Raw genomic sequence first — 19,509 nt, 5'->3', positions numbered from 1 at the left:
TTGGTCGTGTCGTGTCGTGTCGTGTCGTGTCGTGTCGTGTCGTGTCGTGTCGTGTCGTGTCGTCTGCATAAAATTTATCCTTAGTAAAGTAATAATTCAATCAATAGTTAGTATTTTATCGAAAATTTTTCTTCTCTACAAACAATCATTTAGCAGTGAGATGATTTGTTTTTATGGATACAAAAGCAACGCTTTAGCGCTGCTTTTTTAATTAGGCTATATCAAATTACTAATAAAAATGACCAAGATAATAACAGGAACCACAAATTTGACATAGTTAAACCAAATTGTGGTGAAGAGCGAATTGGGTGTTGGTGATAGCTCTTTTTTTGCATCGTCTTGTAACACGAAACCAACGAAAATGGCACAGCCAAGTGCGGTCAGCATAAAGAGAATATTTCCGCTGACGAAATCGAAGGCATCGAAAATGCTTTTACCGAAGATAGTGAAATCTTTCCAAAGGTTATCACCTAGAATAGATGGCACGTTACCTAATAAGAAAATCCCCATTAAGGTAACAAAAATCGCTTTACCACGGCGCATTCTGAGTTTTTCTTGTAATGCGGTGATGATGACTTCGTAAATCGTAATTGATGTGGTTAATGCGGCAATAAGCAATAAACCGAAGAACACGATAGCAAAGAATTTACCCGCCCATAAGTGTGAGAATACAATTGGTAAACTTTGGAAAACCAAGGTTGGGCCAGCGTTAGGTTCAATGCCGAATGTGAATAATGATGGGAAGATCATAAAACCACATAACACAGCAATGATGGTGTTAGTGAAGCCTGTAATAACGGCTGTGTGAATAAGGTTCTCTTCCTTGTTTAAATAGCTGGAGAGAGTAATCAATACACCAAAACCAAGACTTAATGCGAAGAATACCTGACCTAATACGAAGATGAATAATTTAGGTGTAATTTTACTGAAATCAGGTTTTAAGTAGAAAGTCACACCTTCCATTGCGCCAGGTAAGGTGAGGTTACGAATCACCATACCAATTAGGAAGATGAATAGTAATGGCATTAAGTATTTTACAGAACGTTCAATCCCGCCGATGATACCTTTTGCCAAAATAATGTAATTCACCGCCACAAACAGGAAGGTATAAAGCATGATTTCCCATGGGCTGTTGCTGATGTGTAAATCGTAGAAATCTTTGGCCACTTCTTTTGTAATTGGGGCGCTAATATCAAGGGTATTATTAATCAGGCTGATGATATAAGACATCACCCAACCACCTAATACCATGTAATAGGCCATGATACCAAATGCACCGAGAAGCCCCATGTAGCCGAGAATTTTCCAATATTTGGAGATGTTTTTACCTTTATCTAGGATTTTGTCGCCAAAGGCATCAATGGAATTCACACGCAAACGGCGACCGATGACGTTTTCTACTAAAATCATCGGGATACCAATCACAATCATCGCGATACAAAAGAGGAGTACGTAGGCACCACCGCCATTATCACCCACTAAATAAGGAAAGCGCCATGTTGCCCCAAAGCCAACTGTCGCTCCCGCAACGGTGAGCACATAAGTTAGTCGGCTAGACCACGTTTGGCGAGATTGATTGTTTGTTGTCATAATATATTCCGTTTGATTTTACTCGTTTAATATTCTGTTTTTTCTTTGTATTCGCAGAGATCTTCAATAATGCAAGCACCGCAACGAGGTTTGCGCGCAGTACAAGTATAACGCCCATGCAAAATAAGCCAGTGATGCACATCCACTTTAAATTCTTTAGGTACAACTTTGAGCAGTTTTTCTTCTACTTTTACCACATCTTTGCCTGGGGCAAAATTCGTGCGGTTGCATACGCGAAAAATATGGGTGTCCACTGCAATAGTTGGGTGACCGAAAGCGGTATTTAACACGACATTCGCCGTTTTTCTGCCAACACCCGCAAGGGCTTCTAAGGCTTCACGGCTTTCAGGTACTTCACCGTTGTGTTTCTCAACTAAATCACGGCAGGTTTTAATGATATTTTCTGCTTTGCTGTTATAAAGCCCGATGGTTTTAATGTATTCTTTTAAACCCTCTAAGCCAAGATCTAAAATAGCTTGTGGTGTATTTGCCACAGGGAATAATTTTGCCGTCGCTTTATTGACACCTTTATCGGTTGCTTGGGCCGATAAGATCACGGCAATGAGTAATTCGAAAGGCGAATTATACTCTAATTCCGTGGTGGGATGCGGGTTTTGCTCCCGAAGTCGAGTGAGAATTTCAATTCGTTTAGCTTGGTTCATTTTTTCATATCAATTCGGTTTTTAATCGCCAATAGGATGCCTAATCCAATAAATGCACCTGGCGGAAGAATAAAGAGTAAAAAGCTACTATCCGTTTGGTAAATATGTAATGTAAGGAATTTCGCACCTTGGCCAAATAAGTTTTCAATGCCTTCAAAAAGGGTACCTTGACCTAAGATTTCACGTAACGCACCTAATACGGTGATACTTAATGCCATGCCTAATCCCATTGAAAAACCATCCCAGGCAGCATGTGCAACGCTATTTTTAGAGGCAAAGGCTTCTGCACGACCAATCACAATACAATTGGTCACGATTAAAGGAATAAAAATCCCGAGGGCTTGATAAAGCGTATAGGTATAAGCATTCATCAATAATTGCACCACGGTTACGGTGGTGGCAATAATCATCACATAAATTGGAATGCGAATATCATGAGGAATTTGCTTACGAAAGAGCGAAACAACCGTGTTTGTACAGGTTAAAACTAACATAGTTGCCAAGCCTAAGCCTAAGGCATTTGTCGCCGTACTCGATACGGCCAAGAGCGGACAGAGCCCCAATAATTGCACAAGGGTTGAGTTGTTTTTCCATACGCCCTGAATAAAGATTTCTTTCCAAACAGAAGGCGTTTGCGTTATTTCTTCTGAATTTTCAACTGCACTTTGCTCATCAAGTGCGGTCGTTTTTTCGGTTAAATCAGTCATAATAAATATCCTATTGCGCGTATTTTTTTGCCATCTCGTTGAGTAATGTCTCATTTTCAAGCATCACGAGAGCAGATCGTTTTACTTGATTCACAATCGCGCGTGGCGTAATCGTTGCGCCAGAAAATTGGTCGAATTTACCGCCATCTTTTTTGACCGCCCAATCTTTTAGGCTTTCCGGTACAATAACTTGGTTCGTAAAACTCAAAATCCAATCGGAAATACGGAGTTCGATTTTATCGCCTAATCCTGGAGTTTCATGGTGTTCAATCACACGCACACCTAAAACTTCAGCGTTTGGTGTAATCCCCACTAATAAACGGATATTCCCTGAATAACCATCTGGTGCTGTCGTTTCATAAGCATAGGCTGTTAGTACATGATCTTTAATAGCAAAATAGAGTTTTTGAATGCCTTTGAGTTTATCTTGCTCAGGTGTTTCTACGCTTTCAAGCAAGTTATTATTAAAATAATCCTGAGGGATGACTTGGAGTAATAACGCTTTTTGGTGTTCAGCCATGGCTTCATCAATTTTATCTTTTGTCAGCATATAAATGCCTGCAGAAACAGCGGTACATACAAGCGCAATAAACCCTAATAACAAACCAAAACGGGAGGTGACTTTAAAAATACCCATTATTTTCTCCCTTTTGCAAAGTGTCCCGCTACGCGAGGACGGGTGTAGTAGTCGATAAGTGGCACACAAATATTACTTAATAAAACCGCAAATGCCACGCCGTCAGGATAGTTTCCAAAGTAACGAATGAGGTAAACCAATAATCCAACCAAAGTACCAAATACAAGCTTACCACGAGGCGTAATAGAGGCTGTGACAGGGTCAGTAGCAATAAAGAACGCGCCAAACATCATGGCACCGCTAAAGAGCTGGCTTATCATACTTAAATGATGATGACCTGACATCGCAGTGATTGTTGCTAAGGTCGCAAAGGTCACGAGCATTGAAACGGGAATTTGCCAGTGAATTTTTTTCTTTAAGATTAATGCAATCCCACCAAGCATAAAGGCAAGATTAACTTGCCACCAACCTTCAGCAAAGTCAGTGCCGTTTTGTAATAAAATTGGTAATTTTACAAAATCATGGAATACGCTTTCATCGCCTTGATGTAAGTTATAGAAGATTTTAGCACTGTCTAATGGCGTCGCTTGTGTAATTCCATCAATGGAATGGACAAGTTGGCTTAAGCTAAAACCGTCAGTGGTTAAACCTGTGAAAATTAAAGAAAGAGAATCCGCAAATGTTGGGGGTTCATTTAATAATGAAATCGGTGGCATCCAACTTGTCATTTGTAGAGGGAAAGAAATCAATAGCACCACATAACCCACCATAGCCGGATTAAACGGGTTTTGTCCTAAACCACCATAAACATGTTTACCTAGAATAACAGCAGAAAGCGTACCAATTAAAATCACCCAATAAGGTGCATAAGGCGGAATCGCCATCGCTAAAATTAAGGCAGTAAGCACCACACTAAAATCTGAAATATAGACTAGGTTTGGCTTATTGCGCAATTTAGTCACAATAAACTCAAGTAATAATGCGAAAGAAATAGCCAAGGCGGATTGCACCAAAACACCCATTCCAAAATAATAAATCTGCGCGAGCAGAGCAGGCAGCATGGCTGCAATCACCCATAACATAATACGGGCGGTTAATTTGCCTGAATGGGTATGAGGCGAACTCTCCATTTTCTTAAACATAATCTTTTCCTGCGTTATTCTGTTTCTTTGGCTGCTTCAGCAGCCGCTTTTTTTGCTTTAGCTCTTGCTATGGCTGCTGCGATAGCGGCTTTTTTCGGATCAAGTGCGGTTGGGTTTTCATTTGTTTTTTCTACCGCACTTTCAGTTGCATGTGTTGTAAGTGCTTCACTTTGAGCGGCAGCTTTCTTGGCTTTAGCTCTTGCTATGGCTGCTGCGATAGCGGCTTTTTTCGGATCAAGTGCAGTTGGGTTTTCATCCGTTTTTTCGATCGCACTTTCAGTTGCATGTGTTGTAACTGTTTCACCTTGAGCGGCGGCTTTCTTCGCCTTAGCTCTTGCAATGGCTGCAGCTACTGCGGCTTTTTTCGGATCAAGTGCGGTTGGGTTTTCATTTGTTTTTTCTACCGCACTTTCAGTTGCATGTGTTGTAACAGTTTCATTATTAGCGACAGCTTTCTTAGTTTTGGCTCTTGCAATTGCAGCAGCTACTGCGGCTTTTTTCGGATCAAGTGGGGTTGGGTTTTCATCTGTTTTTTCGACCATGCTTTCAGTTGCATGTGTTGTAACAGTTTCATTATTAGCGGCAGCTTTCTTGGCTTTAGCTCTCGCAATGGCTGCAGCTACTGCGGCTTTTTTCGGATCAAGTACGGTTGGGTTTTCATCTGTTTTTACTACCACACTTTCAGTTTCATTTGTCGCAATAGTTTCACCTTGAGCGGCTGCTTTTTTCGCTTTTGCTCTTGCGAGAGCAGCTGCAACAGCTGCTTTCTTCGCCTCTTTTTCGTCAGTTTGTGACGTTGTTGCATTTGTCACAGTGCCTGTATCTGCTTGTGCTTGTTGTTTAGCTAGGCGACGGGCTTTACGTTGTTCCATGAGCTCATGGTTATCAGGTAAGATTTCGCCTTTCTCAGATACGATAGTTTTTGTTTCTTTATTTGTTGTTGAACCCGCTTGTTTTGCTTTCAAGCGTTCTAATGCAGCTTTAACAGGATCTTCACCTTTTTGTTTTGCAAGCTCTTCACGGCGAGCTTCTGCCGCACGTTGTGAACGTGCTTTACGCTCTTGTTCTTCACGCTCCATACGAGCTTGTTTGGCTTCAAAACGAATTTTGGCTTCTTCAGCTTTTTTCGCTTTTTCTTTAATTTCCCAAATTTTGGCTTTTTCTTGTCGGAAATATTGAATAAGCGGAATATGGCTTGGGCAAACATAAGCACACACACCACATTCAATACAATCTTTTAAGCTGTATTCTTCAGATTTTTGATGATCTTCACTGCGAGCATACCAATAAAGTTGCTGTGGCATTAAATTAACAGGGCAAGCGTCAGAACAAGCAGAGCAGCGGATACAAGATTGCTCCGGTTCGGGTTCACCATATTCAAAATGATCAGGTGCCAATAGACAGTTAATTAATTTAGTGACAGGCGCATTGAGATCAGAAAGTTGCAATCCCATCATTGGTCCGCCTGCAAAAACAGGGAAGCGTTCGTCATATTGATAGCCAACTTGTGCCAATAAGTGGTCAACCGGTGTACCTAAGCGAACCCAGTAATTGCCTTTCTCGGAAATTTTATCACCAGTCAGCGTGACGACACGCTCAATTAACGGTTCGTCATTAATAACCGCTCTTTTTATCGCAAAAGCCGTGCCGACATTATGCATTAATACGCCAATATCGTAAGAACGTCCGCCACTTGGTACTTCCATGCCAGTAAGTAAATAAATCAGCTGTTTGGCTGCACCGGATGGATATTTAGTCGGAATAACGCGCAATTCAATATCATTTGCACCATGCAGTGATTTTTGAATAGCTTGAATCGCTTCAGGTTTATTGTCTTCAAGTGCAATCACCACTTTTTCAGGGCGTAGGATATAACGTAAGATGCGAATCCCTTCGATCATTTCATCGGTATAATCGCGCATTAAGCGGTCATCACAGGTAATATAAGGTTCGCATTCTGCGCCGTTAATAATTAAGAGTTTAACTTTCTTTTCAGCCGATTGGATTTTGGCGGCAGTTGGGAATACCGCACCACCTAAGCCAGCAACGCCTGCTAGATAAATACGATCAATGAGCTGTTCGACAGGTAATGTGAAGAATTCTTCAAGTGGAAATTGCTCACGCCATTTATCCAAACCATCTGCTTGAATATGAATCATGTCCTCGGTTAAACCAGAAGGATGAGGTGCAACATGTTTTCCGATAAATTTTATAGTACCAGAAGTCGGTGCATGAACAGGCAAGGTTCTTAAGCCATCACCTTGTGTTAAAGGTTGGCCTTTTAAGACATAATCACCTTCTTTAACTAATACATTTCCTGCAGTGCCAGCATGTTGTTTAATCGGCACATAAAAATCATGAGCAAGTTCTGATTGCTGAATTGGGGATTGGTTTGATTGAGATTTCATTTCAGGTGGATGAATACCGCCTTTAAAATCCCAAATCTTACCGGATTTAAATCTCGTCAATACGTCAGTCATGTGATTCCGACTCCCCAACCACTAATTTTTTCTCGACTTCTGTGGTATTTACAACTGGAATGACTAATTTAGGATCAAAGTTCCAGTTCCAATTATCAATATCTTTTTTCACTTTAATCATGGAAATACAATCTGTCGGGCAAGGAGCTACACAAAGTTCACAGCCTGTACAGAGATCGGCAATAATGGTGTGCATCGCTTTATTCGTGCCAATAATGGCATCAACAGGACAGGCTTGAATACATTTGGTACAGCCGATACACATATTTTCATCAATGAAGGCAACCATTTCTTCAGGTTCAGCTACATCATCCATTGCAGGTACATCAACACCCATGATTTCGGCAATTTTTACCACCGTTGGACGACCACCAGGCACACATTTTGTGATAACGTCACCATTGGCAATCGCTTCGGCATAAGGCTTGCAACCAGGATAGCCGCATTGCCCACATTGGCTTTGCGGTAAGATGGCATCAATTTTTTCAACGATAGGATCAGCTTCGACTTTTAATTTAATCGAAGCAACGCCTAAAATCGCACCAAAAATTAAAGCGAGAACAGTTACTGAAATTAAGATAAACATTATTTATTTTTTAGTGTTATTCCAAAATAAGCCGAGAAAAATCACTGTTACAGTAATAAACATCAAAAGATAAATCATTTTACTAATCCGGCGAAGCCCATAAAGGCGAGAGACATTAAACCGGCCGTAATTAACGCAATAGACGAGCCACGAAACGTAATGGGTACATCTGCAGCAACTAAACGTTCACGTAAGGCTGCAAATAAAACTAAAACCAAACCGAAACCTAAAGACGCACCAAAACCATAAATGACAGATTCTGTTAAATTATGTGCTAAATTAACATTTAATAATGCCACACCAAGTACTGCACAGTTTGTGGTAATCAGGGGTAAGAAAATCCCTAATAAGCGATAAAGAGATGGGCTCGTTTTATTGATCACCATTTCGGTAAATTGAACCACAACGGCAATCACTAAAATGAAGACTAATGTGCGCAAGAATGTGGCGTTTAGTGGCATTAAAATATAATTATCGACTAAATAAGAACACAGTGATGCTACAGTTAATACGAATGTGGTAGCAAGCCCCATACCAATCGCCGTTTCAATCTTTTTGGATACGCCCATAAATGGACAAAGTCCTAAGAATTTGACCAAAACAAAGTTATTGATTAATGCGGTGCTGATAACGAGTAGAATATAATGTGTCATTGCGTCTAAATTTATTTTACATAAGTAGCATATTATCTCTATTTATTGCGCAGAGAACAATAAAAAATTTGGGTTAGTTTGGGTAGCTTTTCTTTCTTTTTTATTGACTAACTGTTTTTTCCTGATTGTGTTGAAAATAGTGATACAATTGTGGCAACAATTGAGAAATTAGATTAAGTTGTTGATATGGTAAAGCAAAAGCTATGTCACCTTTAGCTTGATCTTCATTCCATAGAATTTCTTTTAGACTCAGTTCAATATTATTTTGTAATTTTGTAAAAATTTCTGGACTGAGTTTTTCAATATTTTCCAGTGTATATAAAACCTTTTTTGCAACAGGATAAAAGTCTGTTAAAAATTCGGTAGTCTGCTGTAGTTTTGTCATTTTATTGCGATATGCCCCTAAAGCAGAAATATAACTTAAGAGAGAATAATTCATTTTTAACAGGTCAAAGCCTTCCTGCAAATGAGCGTGATATTTTTGGGGCTCATTATTCATATTGGAAAGCGTTGTGCTTAATGCTGCTGCATATTGATGGGCATTACGGCGAGCAATACGGTATTTTAAATTATCACTTTTACCAAATTGCAGTTGGCTGATGATGTGCAATAAATATTGTGCATCACTTTGAATCGCTTGATGGCTCACTTTATCGAGTTGCAGATATTTCCAATCCGGCCATAAATAAGAAACCGCAAACCATGCAATGGCTGAACCTAATACGGTATCGATGAGGCGAGGAAAGAGCGCCGCCTGAGTATCAAATCCCATCACATCAAAGCTGATCAATACTTGAAGCGTAATAAAGAACGTGGAGAAGCTGTAATTATTACTGCGGAAAAAGAAAAAGAGCGTACTGGTCACCACCATTAAACCCAGTTTCATTTCTAATGTGGGGTTGAGATAGGGCAACAAGGCACTGATAATAACCCCTAAAATCGTACCTACAATACGCTGACGTAACCGCACTTTGGTTGCAGAATAGTTTGGCTGACACACAAAAACCGCAGTAAGTAAAATCCAGTAACCTAAATTAAATTGGAAGAATTCAACAATAGCGCAACATAAAAACACCACGATAGACAAACGCACAGCATGGCGGAAAAGCGGTGACTCAAAAGTGAAATTGCTTCCAATAACAGAAAGAATATTTTTTAATCCTGTAATTTGTTCGGTATGAATTTGTGCAGTTTGCTCATTTTCATTGCTTTCTTGTTCGAGCTGACGTAATTGCCAGTTAATGCTTTGCAGGTTATCAATCAGTGTTTGAAGGGCAAGCAAAACATTGTTTTGATTGGTGTGTTCTTTACTATAAAGCTCAAGGGATTGAATTGTACCCATTAACGCTTTTTCTACGCGAATATTATAGTGATAAGGCGTATTTTGACGCAGACAAGCCGTAATATCATGACAGGCTTGTGCTTGTAATTCGAGCAAGCGCTGAATACGGAAAATTAAATCTGTATTTTTGAGCTGTTCCGCAATTTGTCGATAATCAAAATGTGTCGAATTGGCACGCTCATGAATGTCTTGCGCAGCAAAATAATAGCGGAGCATACGTTGTGTGCGAGCATGGCGATGTTGTCCACGAATACGGTAGAAAAGCGCTGTTCTTGCTTGATTGAAGGCATCTACCACGTTAGTGTTTTTCATCGCAAAATTAAGATGTTTTTTCTCGATTTCATCAATTTCATCAGGATCAAAAAATTCTGATTTGGCATCTAAATAATTACCTAATGCACAAAAAGCTTTTGCGACACTTTCTTGTACAGGACGGTTTGGGAAAAAGAGATAGACGATAATGGTCACAATACTGTAGAGCAAAGAGCCTAATAAAATCATTACCGGATTGATAAACCAACTTGAAGAATTATCTGGTATATAAGTGAGCGTCGTATAAATAGCAACCACTAGCGTACCAAAAGCAATAGTACGATAACGTTCACCTACAGCGCCAACCATCGTAAATAAAAAGGTGATGATGGTCATCAACAATACATATTGGATAGGTTGACCAATATTCAGCTGAACGATGAAGGTTGAAATAGAAAAGGCAATTAATGTGTAAAAGATATTTTTTAATCGTCCAGTGAGGCGATTATCTAAATCCACTAAACCGCCAGCAATAATGCCTAAAATTAAGGGCATGGATTGCGTAGAAATATCAAATAACCAAACACCAAATGCGGCTATATTCACTGCAATAAAAATAGGTATTGAAGCGATTACTTTTGCATTAAGCCATTGATTCATATTGATATCCTAGAATGTTTCGTCGTTAAGTATTAAATAGAAAAGAAGTGAGAGGAAGGCTCACTTCTTTTTTCTAACGTATGGTTAAAAACGCTTATTTTTGTTTTTTCGCCCAGTTTAAGAAACGAGTTTGGGTTTCTTTATCGGCCTGTTGGAACCAGTATTGTAATTGTTGTTCAGCAACGTTTTCACCTTGTACAACCACTTTGCCTTTCATTGTTTTTCCTGACACAATGGGCATCATTCCAACTGCAGGAACAGCTAAAGCAGAAACTGCCGCTGGCGCATTTGAGGCATTATATTCAGCTAAATCGTTAACAATATTCGCAGCGGGGAATAAACCTTCTTGTTTTAAGGTGTCGATTTTAGCATCAATTACATTACCTGATTTTGTTTTAACGGTAATTTGTGGTTGTTTATTAAATTTTTCACCCTCTTCTTGAGAGCGAATTTTTTCGGCAAATACCACAACATCATCAGCCGTACCTTTGAAGGTCACAATAATAGGATTAGATTCAAAAAGCGCTTGGCTAGAACCCGCACCAACGATCTCACCTAAACGTACTACAACTTGTTGTGTTTGGTTCGTATCAGCATTGAATGATTTTTTTTCTTTTAGAAGAGATTTGCTGGCTTTTTGGCCGTTGATTGCAAGAAATTCAAGGTTTGATGAACTGGTTACCATGCCAGCTAAGCTACTCATACTGACAGCAAGTGTGACAACGCCTAAAGCAAACTTACATAATTTCATAATTACTCCTTTTATTTTTTGAATGAAATTAGATAGTTGTAATGCTATGCTAAATTTAAAAAAATGGGAATAGGAAAGTGCGGTTAATTTTTAAAAAGTTTTTGTAATAAAGGAGTAAATCATGGCAAAACGATTTGTTGTATATGGGCGAGTTCAAGGAGTAGGATTTCGCTATTTTACTTGGAAGGAGGCAGAGAAAATTGGCATTAAAGGCACCGTCAGAAATTGTGTAGATGGCAGTGTGGAAATTGTTGCCGAAGGTAATGACGAACAACTACAGGATTTTTATAATTGGTTAAAAGTCGGCCCAAGAACCGCAAGTGTTAAACGAGTCTTAGAGGATTATATTGAAAATAAACGCTATTCTGACTTTTCTATTATTCACCGTTAATACAGACCGCACTTTACAGCATTACTTGATGCTCGTAGAATACGCCGCTTATTTATAAATAGGAAAAATTATGCGTAATCAAACAAAACTTCACCTTCAACAATTACAGCTTGCGATGCAAAAGCTTGATTTATGGCAAGTCACGCCTCCTGCACAAGAAGCCTTTTTAAGCCAAGAACCTTTTGCGATTGATACGATGTCGCCAGAAGAGTGGTTGCAATGGATTTTCATCCCAAGAATGTTCGCCTTACTTGAAAGCGGGGCAGATTTACCTTCACAAATTGCGGTATCCCCTTATTTAGAAGAAGCATTTAAAGAAGCAGAAGAAGATTTTTTAGTGGAATTATTAACACCGTTACGTGAATTAGAAGCCTTATTACAAAATCAATAAATGTTAGAAATTTTATACCAAGATGAATATCTTGTTGCCGTCAATAAACCAGCAGGCATGCTGGTGCATCGTAGTTGGCTTGATACGCATGAAACACAATTTGTGATGCAAACCTTGCGAGATCAAATCGGGCAACATGTTTTTCCTATTCATCGATTAGATCGCCCAACATCAGGTGTATTGCTATTTGCTTTAAATAGTGAAATAGCAAATTTAATGTGTCAGCAATTTGAACAGAAAACGGTGCGAAAATCTTATTTAGCGATTGTGCGAGGATATTTGCAAGGTGAAGGACGGATTGATTATCCCCTTAAAATCCAATTAGATAAGATTGCGGATAAATTTGCGCAAGAAGATAAAGCGCCTCAAGAGGCGGCGACGGATTATGAGGGCTTAAAAATTGTGGAAATGCCTTATGCGGTAGGGCGTTATCAAACCACGAGATATTCATTAGTAAAGCTGATTCCCCAAACTGGCAGAAAGCATCAGTTACGACGTCACATGAAACATGTTTTTCATCCTATTTTAGGTGATACACAATATGGTGATTTACATCAAAATCGTGCTTTAACAGAATATTCTGGCTGTCAGCGTTTATTTTTACACGCAGATACACTTATTTTTGAGCATCCTATTCATTTTACCAAAATAGAAATTAAGGCTGGTATAGATGAACAATGGAAGCGTGTGATGGAATTATTTAATTGGTCAATTTAACGAGAAGAAATCATGTTAGACATTAATTTAACCCATGAACAACAACAAAAAGCCGTAGAACAAATTCAGGAATTAATGGCACAAGGAATGAGTAGCGGCGAAGCCATTCAAATTGTGGTAAAAGCATTACGTGAAATTCATCAAAAAGATGAGAAATCGATTTCTGAGAGTAAATAAATAAAATTTTTGTGATCAATGTATCATTTTTTAAGTTTCGTTGTTGCATAAAAAAATAAAATGTTTGAATATATTTCCAATTGAGGTGATAAGGCATGAGTCTTATTGTTTTTAGGAATTAATGGCGAAGCCTATAGAGGTCTACTATGGAAATTGGTGTAGTTAAATGGTTTAACAACGCAAAAGGATTTGGGTTTATTTCTGCAGAAGGCGTGGATACTGACATTTTTGCACATTATTCAGCAATTGAAATGGATGGTTACCGTTCATTAAAAGCAGGGCAACGTGTGCAGTTTGAGGTGATTCACGGCGACAAAGGATCTCACGCTACAAAAATTATTCCGATTGTGGAATAGATGGAACGCTAAAACGTTTCAAAATTTTCTCTATTTAGCATAATCAAAAGCCAAGGTTTCGACTTTGGCTTTTTTTCATCTTATTTATTGAGCAAATTTTTTAAACCGGCTTTCATTGCCGTCATTTGGCTTTCATATAATGCTTTGCTTTCACGTTCATCAATCATATAAGTGATAGTTTCAGAAAGTGTCATTTTCATTTTGCGTGAATATTTAGATAAACGAAGCCAAACACCATATTCTAAATCAATAGATTTTTTCTTCGTTGATTGTTTTTCAGCATTAAAAAAGCGTTTACGTCTTGCACGAATAGCCTGGTCAAGTTTAATAGGTAAATCAAGAGAAAGGTGATTTTTAATCCATTCCTCTATTTTTTCAGGATAATTCTGACATTCTATTAATTCTTGAACTTTGCTTTCTTCTAAGCTTTTTTCTTCATAACGGGTAATTTTTTCCCCTTCGCGATATTTGCGAATGAGATAAATCCATTTCCAGTTTGCTTCTTGGTTTTCTAATTTCTGATATTTCATCGTTTTATTATGCTTTTTAGTGACGTGGTAACCTCATAAATATACGCGCTTTAAACAAAATTTTCCAGTAGATTTTTATAACGGATTTTCACTTAGGATGAAGTGTGCGATAATACCGCCAATTTAATTAAAGCGAGATATGTCGTGACTTCAACATCTTCGGAACAAGCCTTAAATTGGCAAGCCTTACAACCAGAATTATCGATTACTGAACTTTCAGCTGAAAAGGCTGATTTTTGGTCATTACAAAAACATGCCACAAAAGCGATTTCTTTATTTTTAAAACAGCCTCGTCGCTCTCTATTGGTTTTAAAAGCCGATGATCAAGCAGAATATGCAGATTTATTAGCGGAACTTATTCGTCAAGAACAGCCAAAAGAGCGGTCAGTTTTTGGGGTAAATTACGTAGTTGAACAGGGAGATTCTTTTTCTTTCCCTCGTATTTATACTGAGCCTGCTCAATCACTAGCGGATAATTTTGCCGCACAAGGTGATGTGCTGAAGTCATTACATGCCGATCAATTTAGTCTTTTTGGTAGTGTGCGTGTTCACCCAAGTTCGCAAGATATTTTGCTTGCACCAGGTTTAGTGCATCAAGCCAATGGGGGCGTTTTGATTTTAAGCGCAGCAACGATGCTAAGCCAATTTGATTTATGGCAACGCTTAAAACATATTTTACAAACGCAAACTTTTGATTGGTATTCAGCTCATCCATTTAAAACCTTGCCTTGTGATATTCCAAGTTATCCACTTAATTTAAAAGTGGTGATTTTAGGCAATCGCACTGAAATTGCGACCTTAGGTGAGTTAGAAGAAGATCTTTACAGCTTAGCTGATTACGCTGAAATTGAAAGCTATTATTCTGTTGCGCAACCTAAAGCACAAGAAAATTGGGCTAATTATGTGTTGGCATTAGCCTCAAAATATGAGCTCGATTTAGATTTAACTGCATTAAATAAACTCTATCAGTTATTGGTTCGTGAGAGTGAAGACCGCTTTTTAATTAACATTTCACCATTAAAAACAACGGAAATGTTGCTTAATACCGCGACGTTGTCACAAAAACAAACTTTAAGTGCGGTTGATTTTGAGCAAGCTTTTAAACAAAAAAACGAGCAGCATGGTTTTTTACGTGAACGCACTTATGCAGATATTCTCAATGAGCAAATTTATGTGGAAACCAACGGCGAAATTGTTGGGCAGATTAATGGCTTGTCTGTGATTGAATATCCAGGCACACCGGTTTGTTTTGGTGAACCTTCTCGTATCAGTTGTTTAGTGCAGTTTGGTGATGGTGAAGTTGTGGATGTGGAGCGCAAAAACGAATTAGCGGGCAACCTCCACGGGAAAGGTATGATGATTTCTGAAGCGTGTTTGGCCAGTATCTTAGAGTTGCCATCACAGTTACCATTTTCTGCTTCCTTAGTATTTGAACAGTCTTATGGTGAAATTGATGGTGACAGTGCGTCTCTAGCTATTTTCTTCGTATTAGTCAGTGCGTTATCTGATTTGCCATTGCCACAAAGTATTGCGATTACCGGTACAATTGACCAATTTGGTTTGGCGCACGCAGTAGGCGGAGTAAATGACAAAATTGAAGGCTTTTTCACTATTTGCCAACGTCGTGGTTTAACGGGTAAACAAGGTGTGATTATTCCTGCAACAACAATTCAGCAATTAAGTTTATCTGACGAAGTGGTTGAGGCAGTGAAAAGTAAGCAGTTCTTCATCTATCAAGTTGAGGATATTTATCAAACAGCCAAAATCCTATTTGACCGCGATTTATTAGAAGAGAAAGAAGAATATGCGAAGGGTAAAGACCCTATTGTGCGTTTAATTCAAAATCGAATTGCTTTCCGTTCGGAAACGCCGAAAAAAAGCTGGTTAGATTTCTTTAAATCTTAATTTCTTAAAGCGAACCTTTTGTTCGCTTTTCTTTTATCTTAATTTTACTCACTGATCCGATAAGTTGAGCTAACAAGTGTTCGCTATTTACATTTCTTTTAAATCCATATAAAATCGTTACTTATTGGTTATAACCAAGCAAAACTATATACAAGGAAATGAAAAATGGAAAACACCTGTACACCAAATATTAAAAGCAGCTACACCTATGAAGATTTATTAGCCTCTGGTCGTGGTGAATTATTTGGTAAAGAAGGCCCGCAACTTCCAGCACCAACGATGTTGATGATGGATCGTATTGTAAAAATGACCGAAGACGGCGGTGCGTTTGGTAAAGGGTATATTGAAGCAGAATTAGATATTCATCCAGATTTACCGTTTTTCGGCTGCCACTTTATTGGTGACCCAGTTATGCCAGGCTGCTTAGGCTTAGATGCGATGTGGCAATTAGTGGGTTTCTTCCTTGGCTGGGTCGGCGGCAAAGGTAAAGGCCGTGCATTAGGCGTAGGTGAAGTGAAATTTACCGGACAAATCTTACCAACCGCGAAAAAAGTGGTTTATCGCATCAATATGAAACGCGTAATTAACCGCAAGTTAGTGATGGGAATGGCTGATGGTGAAGTGGAAGTTGATGGTCGCGTTATCTACACCGCAACCGATTTAAAAGTTGGCTTATTCCAAGATACATCAAGTTTTTAATTCAAATAAATACAACATTATATAAAAATAATAGCCCGATTCATTCGGGCTTTTCTTTTTCTATTCTTCGTCAATGATATCGATAAATTCGGCATTCAGTAATTTAGCCAAATCTTGTGGGGCCAATTCGACGCTTAATCCGCGTTTACCACCTGAAACAAAAATCGTATCAAACTCAAGTGCGGTCGAATTTATTACTGTTTTTACACGTTTCTTTTGACCTAATGGACTAATGCCACCGACTAAATATCCTGTGCTTTTTTGTGCCTCATCTTTATCGGCCATTTCAACTTTTTTTACACCAATTGATTTTGCCGCTTTCTTTAAACTCAACATATTTGCCGTGGAAAGCACAAAACATGCTAATTTTTTCTGATCGCCATTTTCTGCGACTAAAAGTGTTTTAAAGGATTGGTGCGGATCAAGCCCGAGTTTTTCAGCGGCTTCATCGCCAAAATGCGTATTATTAGGGTCATGATCATAGGTATGGAGAGTAAAAGGAATTTTATTTTTCTTTAATAAATCAATTGCCGGTGTCATCTGATTTTCCTTATGTATTTACGCGTTTTTTTTCTGTAGAATAAATCGGTTCAGAACATTTTACAGCGGAGATAAAAATGGACGCAAGCCTAAATATTGCTATTGCAGCAGAATTTGATCTATGTGAAAAAATTGCCGAAGCCCTTGAACAAAGTGAGCTAGATGTAGGCAAGGTTTCAATTGTAGAAATTTATCCTTTTGAAGAAGAACAAGCAGTGCGTTTTCGCAATAAAGCAGTTGCTCAATTAGCCACTGATAAAATTGAGTGGAATAGTGTTAATTATCTTTTCTTCGCAGGCCAAATTGACCAAGCACCTTTATTGGCACAAGCTGCAGAAAGTGGCTGCGTGGTAATTGATTTAAAAGGGATTTGCTCTGCATTATCTGATGTTCCTGTTGTGGTCCCTACAATCAATGAAGAAAATCTTACAGAGTTAAGACAACGTAATATTGTGAGTTTGCCCGATCCGCAAGTGAGTCAATTAGCTTTATCTCTATTACCAATCGTTCAACAAACGAATTTAACTCAAGTCTTTGCAACGTCACTTTTACCGGCTTCTTATATGGATGGTGAAACCGTGAATAAACTTGCTGGACAAACCGCTCGTTTACTGAATGGTATGCCATTGGAAGAAGGTGAAACCCGTTTTGCCTTTGATGTGTTTCCACAACAAGCGGCTAATTTAAATCTGCAATTGCAAAAAATCTTCCCGCAGTTAGACAATGTCATTTTCCATCAAATTCAAGTACCCGTCTTCTACGGCATGGCACAAAAAGTGACTGCACTTTTAGATTATGAATTTGATTATCAGCCCCAACAAAGCGAATTGATTGAATTACACGATAGTCCTATTACGCCTGTAATTAACGGTGAAAATGAAAATGGTGAAGACAGCGTAAAATTGCACATTAGCCAACAAAGTGCGGTTGAAAATGGTATCGAATTTTGGACGGTAGCTGATGAGCAACGTTTCAATATTGCCTTGTTAGGTGTGAAATTACTTGAGTCGATTTATCACCAAGGTTATTAATTAAGTTAAGGGGGAAACAATGCAACGATCTTTACTTGAACGCCTTTTTTCGATTAAAGAAAAGGACAGTACGACCAAAACCGAAATTATTGCCGGTATTACCACTTTCTTTACTATGGTGTATATCGTGTTTGTAAATCCATCCGTATTAGGTGATGCGGGAATGGATAAGCAAGTTGTTTTCGTGATCACTTGTTTAATTGCCGCGCTCGGCACTATTGCAATGGGATTATTCAGTAATTTACCCATCGCTCTTGCACCAGCCATGGGGCTCAATGCGTTTTTCGCCTATGTGGTAGTTGGCAAGCTTGGTTATTCTTGGGAAGTGGGTATGGGTACCATTTTCTGGGGCTCGATTGGTTTATTTGTTCTCACCTTATTCCAAATCCGTTATTGGCTCATGGCGTCTATTCCGCTTTCATTACGCGTGGGAATTGGTGCAGGTATCGGCTTTTTTATTGCATTAATTGGCTTTAAAAATATGAGGCTGGTTGTAGCGAATCCTGCAACCTTAGTGGCATTAGGCAATTTACATGATCCTAAAATTCTGCTTGGCGTATTAGGTTTCTTTATTATCGTAGTTTTAGCTGCACGTAATATTTTCTCTGGTGTTTTAATTTCTATTGCGGTAGTCACTGGATTAGCACTTTTAATTGATGACCAAGTTACCTTCCACGGCATTGTTTCGATGCCACCAAGTTTAGGTGCGGTTGTGGGGAAAGTGGATATTGCTGGTGCTTTAGATACGGCTTTGCTCGGCATCATTTTCTCATTCTTATTAGTAAACCTATTTGACTCATCAGGTACGTTATTAGGCGTGACCGATAAAGCAGGTTTCAGCGATGAAAAAGGGCGTTTCCCGAAAATGAAACAAGCTCTTTATGTAGATAGCGTGAGTGCTGTGGTGGGGTCTTATATCGGCACATCCGCTATCAGTACCTATATTGAAAGTGGTGCAGGGGTTTCAGTTGGTGGTAGAACAGGTTTAACAGCAGTAACAGTCGGTGTTTTATTCTTACTTACCATTTTCTTCTCGCCACTTGCTAGTGTCGTACCAGCTTATGCAACCGCAGGGGCGTTAGTCTATGTGGGGATTTTAATGGCATCCAGTCTTATTCGTGTACACTGGGATGATTTAACTGAAGCAACACCTGCTTTTATCACTGCAGCGATGATGCCATTTACTTATTCAATTACTGAAGGTATCGCATTTGGCTTTATTAGTTATTGCGTCATGAAGGCCTGTACAGGTAGAATACGTGAGGTCAATGCCCCAGTATGGGTGGTGTCTTTATTATTTGTAGCCAAGTTCGTTTGGGTTGGTTGATTTCATAAAGGCGTAATTTATTACGCCTTCATTTTTATAGCAT

21 protein-coding genes are annotated in these 19,509 nt (G+C 38.9%); 9 read left to right on the top strand and 12 right to left on the bottom strand.

Annotated elements, in window-relative coordinates:
• Positions 1-216: 216 nt before the first annotated feature.
• The 10 genes from EL215_RS08470 to EL215_RS08425 all read right to left on the bottom strand — a co-directional run bounded on the left by EL215_RS08470 (position 217) and on the right by EL215_RS08425 (position 11,402).
• Positions 217-1,590, bottom strand: coding sequence for a sodium-dependent transporter (locus tag EL215_RS08470; protein WP_126471490.1), 1,374 nt, complete (start codon positions 1,588-1,590; stop codon positions 217-219).
• Positions 1,591-1,616: 26 nt separating this feature from the next.
• Entirely contained in the window at positions 1,617-2,252 is a 636-nt protein-coding gene (gene nth / locus EL215_RS08465; RefSeq protein ID WP_005696036.1) for an endonuclease III, read from the bottom strand.
• Positions 2,249-2,959: an electron transport complex subunit E gene (locus EL215_RS08460; RefSeq protein ID WP_049366549.1), complete on the bottom strand. Its 711-nt coding sequence runs from the start codon at positions 2,957-2,959 to the stop codon at positions 2,249-2,251. The genes nth and EL215_RS08460 overlap by 4 nt, the downstream gene beginning before the upstream one ends.
• Positions 2,960-2,969: 10 nt before the next feature.
• Positions 2,970-3,596, bottom strand: coding sequence for an electron transport complex subunit RsxG (gene rsxG, locus EL215_RS08455; RefSeq protein ID WP_126471488.1), 627 nt, complete (start codon positions 3,594-3,596; stop codon positions 2,970-2,972).
• A complete protein-coding gene (gene rsxD / locus EL215_RS08450) occupies positions 3,596-4,678 on the bottom strand; it encodes an electron transport complex subunit RsxD (protein ID WP_126471486.1) in 1,083 nt (360 codons plus the stop codon). Before rsxD ends, rsxG begins: the two co-directional genes overlap by 1 nt.
• Positions 4,679-4,692: 14 nt before the next feature.
• A complete protein-coding gene (gene rsxC / locus EL215_RS08445) occupies positions 4,693-7,158 on the bottom strand; it encodes an electron transport complex subunit RsxC (protein WP_126471484.1) in 2,466 nt (821 codons plus the stop codon).
• On the bottom strand, positions 7,151-7,744 hold the full coding sequence (gene rsxB, locus EL215_RS08440; protein WP_049358084.1) for an electron transport complex subunit RsxB: 594 nt from the start codon (positions 7,742-7,744) through the stop codon (positions 7,151-7,153). The genes rsxC and rsxB overlap by 8 nt, the downstream gene beginning before the upstream one ends.
• A 74-nt stretch (positions 7,745-7,818) precedes the next feature.
• Positions 7,819-8,397, bottom strand: a complete 579-nt coding sequence (rsxA, locus tag EL215_RS08435) for an electron transport complex subunit RsxA (RefSeq protein ID WP_126471482.1) — start codon at positions 8,395-8,397, stop codon at positions 7,819-7,821.
• Positions 8,398-8,497: 100 nt separating this feature from the next.
• On the bottom strand, positions 8,498-10,651 hold the full coding sequence (yccS, locus tag EL215_RS08430; protein ID WP_126471480.1) for a YccS family putative transporter: 2,154 nt from the start codon (positions 10,649-10,651) through the stop codon (positions 8,498-8,500).
• Between the two features lie 94 nt (positions 10,652-10,745).
• Positions 10,746-11,402 (bottom strand): curli polymerization inhibitor CsgI-related protein, encoded by a 657-nt coding sequence (locus EL215_RS08425; RefSeq protein ID WP_049358082.1) that lies wholly within the window; start codon positions 11,400-11,402, stop codon positions 10,746-10,748.
• A gap of 121 nt (positions 11,403-11,523) precedes the next feature.
• On the opposite strand from EL215_RS08425, the gene EL215_RS08420 reads away from it, so the two are divergent.
• From EL215_RS08420 to cspD, 5 genes are all read left to right on the top strand, one after another.
• On the top strand, positions 11,524-11,793 hold the full coding sequence (locus EL215_RS08420; protein WP_126471478.1) for an acylphosphatase: 270 nt from the start codon (positions 11,524-11,526) through the stop codon (positions 11,791-11,793).
• Positions 11,794-11,863: 70 nt separating this feature from the next.
• Positions 11,864-12,184 (top strand): YqcC family protein, encoded by a 321-nt coding sequence (locus EL215_RS10405; protein WP_075875490.1) that lies wholly within the window; start codon positions 11,864-11,866, stop codon positions 12,182-12,184.
• Positions 12,185-12,901, top strand: coding sequence for a tRNA pseudouridine(65) synthase TruC (gene truC, locus EL215_RS08410; protein WP_232013305.1), 717 nt, complete (start codon positions 12,185-12,187; stop codon positions 12,899-12,901).
• 12 nt (positions 12,902-12,913) lie between these two features.
• The gene (locus EL215_RS10335; RefSeq protein ID WP_197721744.1) at positions 12,914-13,078 is read left to right on the top strand and encodes a YoaH family protein; all 165 of its coding nucleotides are present in this window, start codon (positions 12,914-12,916) and stop codon (positions 13,076-13,078) included.
• A gap of 146 nt (positions 13,079-13,224) precedes the next feature.
• Positions 13,225-13,434: a cold shock domain-containing protein CspD gene (cspD, locus tag EL215_RS08405; protein WP_049358078.1), complete on the top strand. Its 210-nt coding sequence runs from the start codon at positions 13,225-13,227 to the stop codon at positions 13,432-13,434.
• An 80-nt stretch (positions 13,435-13,514) separates the two neighbouring features.
• Here the strand turns inward: cspD and matP are convergent, their stop codons facing one another.
• Positions 13,515-13,964: a macrodomain Ter protein MatP gene (gene matP / locus EL215_RS08400; protein WP_126471477.1), complete on the bottom strand. Its 450-nt coding sequence runs from the start codon at positions 13,962-13,964 to the stop codon at positions 13,515-13,517.
• A 102-nt stretch (positions 13,965-14,066) separates the two neighbouring features.
• On the opposite strand from matP, the gene EL215_RS08395 reads away from it, so the two are divergent.
• Both EL215_RS08395 and fabA read left to right on the top strand, forming a co-directional pair.
• A complete protein-coding gene (locus EL215_RS08395) occupies positions 14,067-15,869 on the top strand; it encodes an AAA family ATPase (RefSeq protein ID WP_126471475.1) in 1,803 nt (600 codons plus the stop codon).
• A 165-nt stretch (positions 15,870-16,034) separates the two neighbouring features.
• Positions 16,035-16,568: a bifunctional 3-hydroxydecanoyl-ACP dehydratase/trans-2-decenoyl-ACP isomerase gene (gene fabA, locus EL215_RS08390; RefSeq protein ID WP_005698958.1), complete on the top strand. Its 534-nt coding sequence runs from the start codon at positions 16,035-16,037 to the stop codon at positions 16,566-16,568.
• Positions 16,569-16,628: 60 nt separating this feature from the next.
• Here the strand turns inward: fabA and ybaK are convergent, their stop codons facing one another.
• On the bottom strand, positions 16,629-17,108 hold the full coding sequence (gene ybaK, locus EL215_RS08385; RefSeq protein ID WP_126471473.1) for a Cys-tRNA(Pro) deacylase: 480 nt from the start codon (positions 17,106-17,108) through the stop codon (positions 16,629-16,631).
• Between the two features lie 77 nt (positions 17,109-17,185).
• Between ybaK and EL215_RS08380 the strand changes: the two genes are divergently transcribed.
• Together EL215_RS08380 and EL215_RS08375 are read left to right on the top strand one after the other, a co-directional pair.
• On the top strand, positions 17,186-18,139 hold the full coding sequence (locus EL215_RS08380) for an oxidoreductase (RefSeq protein ID WP_126471471.1): 954 nt from the start codon (positions 17,186-17,188) through the stop codon (positions 18,137-18,139).
• Between the two features lie 19 nt (positions 18,140-18,158).
• Positions 18,159-19,466 carry an NCS2 family permease gene (locus EL215_RS08375; RefSeq protein ID WP_126471469.1) on the top strand — a complete coding sequence of 436 codons (1,308 nt, stop codon included), beginning with the start codon at positions 18,159-18,161 and terminating at the stop codon, positions 19,464-19,466.
• Positions 19,467-19,509: the final 43 nt, after the last annotated feature.

The organism is Haemophilus parainfluenzae (assembly GCF_900638025.1).
In the GTDB taxonomy this organism is placed as follows: Bacteria; Pseudomonadota; Gammaproteobacteria; order Enterobacterales; family Pasteurellaceae; genus Haemophilus_D; species Haemophilus_D parainfluenzae_J.
Note: the sequence above shows the minus strand (reverse complement) of the source record. Positions and strands in the feature narration are given on the sequence as shown.